Below are 8578 nucleotides of genomic sequence, written 5' to 3'. Positions count from 1 at the left end.
AACGTCCAGAAGACGAGCCTGTTCATCGTCGCGGCGGCGGCCCTGATGTTTCTCATACCGCTACCCGACCAGCAACTCACCCCGGTCTCCCCCGGCCCACCGCCCACCTCGATGCCCGGACTCGTCGTCCCCGCGGGCTGGGAGGAGATCGGATTCTCCGAATACGACTGGCCACAAAGGTATTACGGTGCGGAGTCGCGACTCGCCCGCCAAACCATCCGCACCTCGGAACCGAACCCCGCCTGGGATGTTCAGAACCGGCCTCGCATCGTCCAGATGGATGTGCTCACCGTGCGGCGGTCCGCCACTCTCGAGGTGTATCCGAGCCACAACATGTACAAACTGCAGAACGCCCGCGTGAGCCCGAAGATCTATGTCGATCTCGGCCGCGGGATCGTCGCCGAGATGTACACGGTCGTGGACGACGACCTGCTTCTCACCTGGAGCAACCTCAACTTCGTCTGGGTCCGCAGCCCTTCGAACACCGAGCGGGTCAGTCTCATCAGCGTCGACAACCACGAACCCGACGCCCACTTTCCCGAACCCTCCCCCTCGATGGCGACCAATGGGCTCCACACGCTGTCCGTCCTGTTCCGCGGTGAGAGCGCGGTCTCCGACATCGAGTCCGAGTACAAGGACCGGGACATGCTCGAGACCCTCGGCCGCGCCGTGGTGGAGGCGCAGCAATGGTGATCCGGGGCGGCGACAACGGGGTTTTCGACGACGGGATTTTCGACGACGAGGCATTCAAGGCCGCGGCGCTCGACGACGCCGTCAACGGGCTGCGCGACAAGCATCCCCTCTCCTCGGCATCCGTCGCGTTCTATCCCTGGCAGCGCAACGTCCTGCTCGCGCTCGCGGCCGTCACGGTGGTGTGCGGCGTGTTGTTCCTCGTGCCCACGCTCATCGTTTTCACTGTGGTGTGCACCATCGGCTACGTGTGGACGATGATCGATCGCCTCCTGTTGTTCAGCCGCGGACTCGACGGCCGGACCATCGTCACCATTTCCGACGAGGAGGCCCTCGCCCTCACCGACGACGAACTGCCTCAGTACACAATCCTGGTGCCCGCCTACAACGAGCCGGAGGTGGTGGGTGACCTCATCGAGGCGATGACCGGGCTGGAATATCCACCCGACAAACTGCAGGTACTTTTGCTGCTCGAGGCCGACGACGACGCGACGATCGACGCCGCCCGAGCCGCCCACCTCGGCGAGGTGGTCACCATCCTCCTCGTGCCGCCCGCCGACCCCCGCACCAAACCGAAGGCGTGCAATTACGGACTGCACTTCTCCACGGGCGAGATCGTCACCATCTACGACGCCGAGGACCTGCCCGACCCGCTGCAATTGCGCCGCGTCGTCGCCGCGTTCGACCGGCTGCCCGGGAACACCGCGTGTGTACAGGCGAAACTGGGCTTCCACAACGGGACCCAGAACCTGCTCACTGCCTGGTTCACCGCCGATTACGCGCTGTGGTTCGGGTTCATCCTGCCGGGGCTGATGCGCAGTTCGTCCCCGATCCCGCTCGGCGGCACGTCGAACCACCTGCGGCGCGACGTGCTCGACGAGATCGGATCGTGGGACCCGTTCAACGTCACCGAGGACGCCGACCTGGGTGTTCGGATCGCCGAGTCCGGTTACCGCACCGCCGTGCTCGACTCCCTCACGCTGGAAGAGGCGAACAGCGACGCCATCAACTGGGTGCGGCAACGGTCCCGCTGGTACAAGGGCTATCTGCAGACCTGGCTGGTGCACATGCGCCGACCGGTGCGACTGTGGCACGGTCTCGGTCCCGTCGGTTTCTTCCGGTTCACCACGTTGATGGCCGGCACCCCGATCATCGCCTGCCTCAACACGGTGTTCTGGTTGACCAGCTTCGCGTGGATCCTCGGGCAGCCGAATCTGATCCAGCAGATCTTTCCCGCGTACGTGTACTTCCCGGCGCTGATCTCCCTTGTGTTCGGCAATGCGGCCGTGATCTACATGAACCTGGTGGCCTGCCGCGAGTCCCACAATTCGGCGCTGCTCGTCGCGGGTCTCACCGTGCCGCTGTACTGGATCATGATGAGCATCGCCGCACTCAAGGGCACCTATCAGCTGATTCGCAATCCGTCTTACTGGGAGAAGACCTTCCACGGTCTAGGCGGGTCGAACAACTCGAACGGTGCGGGTTCGAAGGCAGAACTCTCGCCTGCGGAGGTCCCGGAGCCGGGGGGCGCGGGATGAGGGCCACACGATGGGTGTTCTGGATCTGCACGGCGCTCTATCTCGCGGTGGGCCTCTATCTGACACTGGGACAGGGTTTCCTGGTAGGCGATGCACTGAGCCGAATTTCGGCCGCCCGCAGCGTGTGGTTCAGTCGTGACCCCCACCTTGCCGCCATCGGATTCGTCTTCACTCCGCTGACGGCACTCGCTCAATTACCGACTGTGCTGCTGAGCGACTGGTGGCCCGGACTGACATCCTGGGGTGTCACCGGCGTCGTGATGTCGGCCCCGTTCATGGCCGGCGCAGTGGTGCAGATCTTCAAGATCGGCACCGACCGCGGTTGCCCGATGTGGTTGGTGTGGCTCGTCACCGCCGTGTTCGCCCTCAACCCGATGATGGTGTTCTACGGCGGAAACGGGATGAGCGAGGCGCCGTTCCTGCTGATGATGTGCTGGGCCGGGCGACGCCTGATTCGATGGTGCACCACCGACGACGTGCACGACCTGATGGCTGTCGGCATCGCCCTCGGAGTGGCGTACCTCGCCCGCTACGATGCCATCGCCGCAGGCGCGGCCGCCACCGTGTTCGTTTTCGTCGTCACCGTCCTCCGGCGGGGCTGGGCGAACCGGCGCACCCTTGTCCGGCCCGCCCTGCTCGATGCCGTCCTGGTCGCGTTTCCCGTCGCGATGTCGTTCATCCTCTGGGCTGTGATCAGCTGGTTGATCACCGGGCAAGCGTTCCAGCAGTTTTCGTCGGCCTACGGCAACAGCAGCATCCTCGAACAGAGCGGCGGTGGCTCCACGGACGCGGTGTACGCACTCCTGTACTCGATTGCCTCGACGACCGTCATGGGTCCCGCACTGCCGCTGCTGTTCCCGGTCGCACTGGTGCTGGCATGGCAGCGGCGTGATCTCGAGGTGGTGGCCGCGATCGTGGTGTTCGGATCGATCCTCGCCTTCGCCTTCTACAGCTACGTCAGCGGCAGCACCTTCCCCTTCCTCAGGTTCTACATCTGCGCCCTGCCGCTCATGGCGGTGCTGGCGCTGCAACTGGTGCCGGCGGGGTCACCGCTCGTCGAACGCCGGCACGGGCCGCACGGATCCCCGCGAACCCCGATGTCTGGGTCGCGGCTCGCGCCTGCGGTTCTCGCGGCCGTGATCGTCATCGCCACCCCGGCCGTCACCGGCGCGGTGATGCTGCTCTCGCCCAGTCTCTCGAGCCAGCAGTATGCGTTGCGGTCGGTGTTCTTCCCGGATCCCACCGACCCCTCGCCGGGCCGGGCCACCGAGCGCCGAATCATCGCCTCCTTCTCCACCGAACGGGAGATCGCGAAGTACCTGGATGCCATGAACCTGCCGGAAACCTCGGTTCTCATGGACACCGTCTACGGGTTCGCGATCTTCACCGCCACCGAGCGGCCCCGCACGTTCGTCATCCCGTCCGATGAGGACTTCACGTCCATCCTGAACAACCCGTCCCGGTTCGGCATCCAGTACATCCTCGCCGTCCCCAACAGTGGTCGGGGCGAATCGGATGCCGTCAACCGGCGGTTCCCCACCCTCTACGAGACCGGCGGCGACGTCGCCACCCTCGAACTCGAGATCCCCAACGACGGTCAGGATCAGCCGGTCTGGCGGTTGTACCGGGTGTCGTGAGGCGGCGGCCGGTTACCCGACGTCGTTGCGCTCGCGCAGTACCACCCGCACCGGGTCCCGTGGCCCGATATCGAAGGTGCACTTGTCCGGACGCGGATCGGGGACGAACGCCCACAGCAGCGCCCCCGCCGTGCCCGCCGTGCGCTGCCCGTCCATCTTCAGAGCCAGATCGCGGGCCCGCTCTCCTACCGTCGCACAAGGTCCGCCCGCGTACTGGCCGATCTCCGCCACCAGGAGCGGCTTGCCCAACCTCCCCGCCTGCGCGAGTCGCACCGCCAGACCGTTGTACCGGTCGCCCGGAAGCGGAACACGGTCGGCGCCGTAGTCGTGATACTGCAACACGTCCAGATGGGGTGATGCACCCACGTACTCGTAATCGATTCCGGCAGTGCCGCATTGACCACCGCCGGTGAGACCCACGGTGATCGGATGCCGATCGTCCAGGCTCCGCACGATATCGCCGGCCTCGTCCACGAACTTCCGGAGAACGACGCTCGCGTCCTTCGGACAGGTGTCGTCGGGCAACAGCGGTTCCGGTTCACCCACCAGTTCCCACATCGCCAACGCCGGCGACGAGTTCCAGCGCCGCACCGCATTCCGGATCCAATCCTCGAAGCTCATCACGCTCATCGGACTCGTGCGATGCCACCCGTCCGAATACCATGCACTGCGCTTGACGATCTCGTTTCCGCAGGCCCCCGTCTGTGCGGCAAGCACCGGAATCAGCAGTTGACCGTGCGCTTCGGCCGCCCGGAAGACGTTGTCGATCGCAGTGAAGTCCAGCGTCCCGGTGGCCTTGTTGACCGCCAGCAACTGGAAGGCGTTGAAGCGGGTCACCGAAGCCTCCGGCAGGCTGTCGAAGAAATCGGTCAGATCCACCTCCGCGCCGCAGCCGCGGTTGAGTGCCCAATCGGATGCCAGCTGGTATGCGTTCAGGCCCGCAGGCCACCACGGCCGGCCGTCGAGCGTCAGCCCGGACGACGTGGCCCGCACCCTCGCCTCCGGGAGCGCGGGCGTCACATCCGCTGTCCGCTGACAACCGACGAGGACGAGCAGCACGCTCAGGATGAGCGTCACCGTTCGAGGTCTCGCCATGCGATCAGGGTGCCAGGTTCCGGCCCCGCCGTCACCCGTACTCTGCAGTGTCGAGCGAAGGCGAGCGATGTGTCGAGCGAAGGCGAGCGATGTGGCGAGCGAGGTACCGTCCGGAACAATCTCGGGAAGGGAGAAAATGCCGATGAACCCTCTGATCACGGTCGAGACACTGGATGCCGCCCTGATGGGCGGTGCGCCGCCGGTCCTGCTCGACGTCCGGTGGGCGCTCGGCGACAGCGCGGGGCATCAGCACTACCTCGACGCACACATCCCGGGGGCGGTGTTCGTCGACCTCGACACCGAGCTGGCCGCACCCGCCGAACCTGCACTGGGCCGTCATCCACTGCCCGCGGTGGAAGACCTGCAGTCGGCCGCCCGGCGGTGGGGCGTGCGGGACGGCTCCTCCGTCGTGGTCTACGACGACACCGGAAACCTGGCCGCCGCCCGCGCCTGGTGGCTACTGCGATGGGCCGGCGTTGCCGGCGTGACCATGCTCGACGGCGGACTCGGCGCCTGGATTGCCGCCGGCCACCACACCGAGTCGGGAGAACACACGCCAGACGTGCCGGGAAATGTGGTGCTGATGGGCGGCCACCTCCCCACTCTGACCGCCGACGACGCGGCCGCCCTCGCACGGGGCGGCGTCCTGCTCGATGCCCGCGCCGCCGAGCGCTACTCCGGTGAGACGGAACCCGTCGATCCGCGGGCAGGCCACATCCCCGGGGCGCGGAGCGCACCCACGACCGAGAATCTCGGGTCCGACCGCCGATTCGTGCCCGTCTCGGAGCTCGGGGCCCACTACACCGCGCTCGGCATCGCACCAGGCACGCCGGTCGGCGTCTACTGCGGGTCGGGCGTCAACGCCGCTCACCAGATCGCGGCGCTCGCCCTCGCCGGGGTGGACGCCGCCCTGTATCCGGGGTCGTGGTCGCAGTGGTCCTCGGACCCGCAGCGCGCCGTCGCCACCGGGTCGAATCCGTGAGCTCGGGCGTGTGACAAACTAGACAGCCCTCCCGGCTTACTTGTTTGCGCTAACGATGTATATAGTTGCTTGCAGCAAGTAAGTCGTCCCCAGGGGTTGCCATGTCAATTACAACCGAGTCGTCCGCGCCCGCGAGCACGCTCGGCACTACCGAAGCAGTAACACTCGGCACAACCGAAGCGCTCATCGAAGAGGTATTCCTCTTCGGCCGGGTACTCCGCGACACGCTGGCATCCGAACCCGGCGACACACTCCCGCCCGCACTCAGGGGCGTCCTTCTCGTCCTCATGGCAAAGGGCGAATGCCGACAGAACGAACTCGCGGCGAACCTGTGCGTCAGCCAGTCCTCGCTCAGCCGGCAGATCAACGACCTGGTCGAAATCGGCTTCGTCACCCGGCACCCGGATCCCGCAGACGGTCGAGCCTTCCGCATCCAGGTCTCCGAGGAGGGCGAAGCCTATGTCAAGTACGTCAGGGCTCAGCGCGCCGCCCGGATGCAGAAGATGCTGATCGGCTGGAATGAGACACAGGCCGCTACGGCTCTCGACTCCATCCGGCATCTGAAGAACACATTGACCGATTCCGAGTACCGGATCACTCCGAGCTCGAACCCGATTGGAACACAGCACGTATGACCGAAACATTGACGCGGCCTCCGGTCGATGAACAGCCGGAAATGACGCACCGCCAAATCCTCGAAGCCCTCGCAGGACTGCTCGCGGCACTGTTCACCGCTCTGCTGAGCACCACCATCGTCGCCACCGCGCTACCCACCATCATCGGTGACCTGAAGGGCTCGCAGACCGCGTACGCCTGGGTCATCACCACCGCGCTCCTGGCCAACGCCGCCTCCACCCCCATCTGGGGCAAGCTCGCCGACCTGTTCAACAAGAAGATTCTGGTCCAGAGCGCGATCGTCATCTTCGTCCTCGGCTCCGTCATCGCCGGCTTCGCGCACAACGTGCCGGTGCTGCTCACCGCCCGCGTGATCCAGGGCATCGGTATGGGCGGTCTGACGGCGCTGGTGGTTGCCATCATCGGCACCATCGTCTCGCCCCGCGAACGTGGCCGGTACTCCGGTTACATGGGCGGCGTCATGGCCGTCTCCATGACCGGTGGCCCGATCCTCGGCGGCGTCATCGTCGACAGCCCCCTCGGCTGGCGCTGGACCTTCTTCGTCTGCGTCCCGCTCGCCGTCGTCGCACTGTTCCTCCTGCAGCGCACCCTGCACATCAGGACCGAGCGCAAGGAAGACGTCTCCATCGACTGGCTCGGCGCCCTCCTGATGACCGCCGGTGTCTCGATCCTGCTCATCTGGGTCTCGTTCGCCGGAAAGGCGGGCTACTACGAGTGGTTCTCCCGCGAGAGCGCGCTGTATGTCGGCGCCGGTGTTCTCCTCCTGATAGCCACCGTTCTCGTCGAGTCGAAAGCCAAGGCGCCGATCATCCCGCTGAAGATCGTCACCGAACGCACCACCGGTCTCGCCATCATCGCGTCCATCGCCGTCGGCATCGGCATGTTCGGTTCCACCACGTTCCTCGGCCAGTACTTCCAGACCTCGCGCGGATACAGCCCCACCATGGCCGGCGTCCTGTCCATCCCCATGGTCGCCGGGATGCTCGTCGGCACCGTCGGGTCCGGACAGCTCATCACCCGCTTCGGTAAGTGGAAGTCGTTCGTCGTCTCGGGAGCAGTGCTGCTGATCATCGGCTTCGGCCTGCTCAGCACCATCGACCACGAGACCGGCCTGACGCTGATCGGCGTGTACATCGCGATCGTCGGTCTCGGCATGGGCATGATGATGCAGAACCTGGTCCTTGCGGTCCAGAACACGGTGAGCGTGACGAACATCGGCGCCGCCTCGAGCTCGGTTGCCTTCTTCCGGACCTTCGGTGGCGCGATCGGCGTCTCCGTTCTGGGTTCGGTGCTGGCCACCCGCGTGTCCGAACTGTCCACCCAGGGGCTCGTCAAGATCGGCATCCCCGCCGGATCCAGCCGCGGCGGCGGCAGCCTCGACATGTCGGCCATGCCGGCACCGGTGCAGGCCATCGTCCGCGCCGCCTACGGCGACGCCACCGGTCGGATCTTCCTGATCGCCGGCATCGTCTCCATCGTCACCCTGCTCGCAGTGATCGTGTTGCCCAACCGTCCGCTGCGTCGCACGATCGACCTGTCCACCGATCGGGATCCGCTGTCGGATCCCGACTATGCGGTAGTTCCGAACGACGCGTCAGGGCTCGAGATCGATTCCACAACCACCGAAGACTCGGGCACCGAACCGTCCGACTCGAACGAGAGCCGCAACGGCAAGCACGAGGCACCTGCCGACCACCAGCCCTTCGCCGGGCTGAGTACAGATGCACGCGACCGCCTTCTGGCGATGCTGCTGCCCGAACCGGAGGCAACTCTCGAGGCGATCGACGAGGCCGGGGAGATCCGTGACGAGGTCAGTCGGCTCCGTCATGCATTGAACGCCAAACTCGTCGAGCTCGACGCGGTGTGGGATCGTCTGCGCGAACTCGGCCTGAGTGAAGAGCAGGTGGCCGGCGTACTCGGCGGCGGTCATATGTCGGACACCGGCAACGGTGCCCTGCTCCGCTGAAATTCCGCCCTACCCGCCCTATCGCCCAAGGGGA

General features: G+C 65.9%; 6 protein-coding genes and 1 pseudogene. 6 read left to right on the top strand and 1 reads right to left on the bottom strand.

The genetic code is table 11. From position 1 onward, the window contains the following. The 3 genes and pseudogenes from WAW17_RS13145 to WAW17_RS13135 form a co-directional block, all read left to right on the top strand. Positions 1 to 693 (top strand): annotated as a pseudogene (locus WAW17_RS13145) (hypothetical protein); the annotation flags it as partial. After that, the gene (locus WAW17_RS13140) at positions 687 to 2228 is read left to right on the top strand and encodes a glycosyltransferase (protein WP_422333406.1); all 1542 of its coding nucleotides are present in this window, start codon (positions 687 to 689) and stop codon (positions 2226 to 2228) included. The pseudogene WAW17_RS13145 and the gene WAW17_RS13140, both read left to right, overlap by 7 nt. After that, complete coding sequence (locus WAW17_RS13135; protein WP_422333405.1) at positions 2225 to 3865, top strand: ABC transporter; 1641 nt, start codon at positions 2225 to 2227, stop codon at positions 3863 to 3865. Before WAW17_RS13140 ends, WAW17_RS13135 begins: the two co-directional genes overlap by 4 nt. Before the next feature lie 12 nt (positions 3866 to 3877). Here the strand turns inward: WAW17_RS13135 and WAW17_RS13130 are convergent, their stop codons facing one another. Beyond that, positions 3878 to 4960: a beta-mannosidase gene (locus WAW17_RS13130; RefSeq protein WP_422333404.1), complete on the bottom strand. Its 1083-nt coding sequence runs from the start codon at positions 4958 to 4960 to the stop codon at positions 3878 to 3880. Between the two features lie 142 nt (positions 4961 to 5102). Between WAW17_RS13130 and WAW17_RS13125 the strand changes: the two genes are divergently transcribed. The 3 genes from WAW17_RS13125 to WAW17_RS13115 all read left to right on the top strand — a co-directional run bounded on the left by WAW17_RS13125 (position 5103) and on the right by WAW17_RS13115 (position 8544). After that, on the top strand, positions 5103 to 5942 hold the full coding sequence (locus tag WAW17_RS13125; RefSeq protein ID WP_422333403.1) for a sulfurtransferase: 840 nt from the start codon (positions 5103 to 5105) through the stop codon (positions 5940 to 5942). A gap of 101 nt (positions 5943 to 6043) precedes the next feature. Continuing rightward, positions 6044 to 6577, top strand: a complete 534-nt coding sequence (locus WAW17_RS13120; protein WP_422333402.1) for a MarR family winged helix-turn-helix transcriptional regulator — start codon at positions 6044 to 6046, stop codon at positions 6575 to 6577. After that, positions 6574 to 8544 carry an MDR family MFS transporter gene (locus WAW17_RS13115; protein ID WP_422333401.1) on the top strand — a complete coding sequence of 657 codons (1971 nt, stop codon included), beginning with the start codon at positions 6574 to 6576 and terminating at the stop codon, positions 8542 to 8544. Before WAW17_RS13120 ends, WAW17_RS13115 begins: the two co-directional genes overlap by 4 nt. The last annotated feature ends 34 nt before the right edge of the window (positions 8545 to 8578 follow it).

Source organism: Rhodococcus sp. (in: high G+C Gram-positive bacteria) (assembly GCF_049286785.1).
In the GTDB taxonomy this organism is placed as follows: domain Bacteria; phylum Actinomycetota; class Actinomycetes; order Mycobacteriales; family Mycobacteriaceae; genus Rhodococcus_F.
This window is presented reverse-complemented; position numbering and strand designations above follow the sequence as displayed.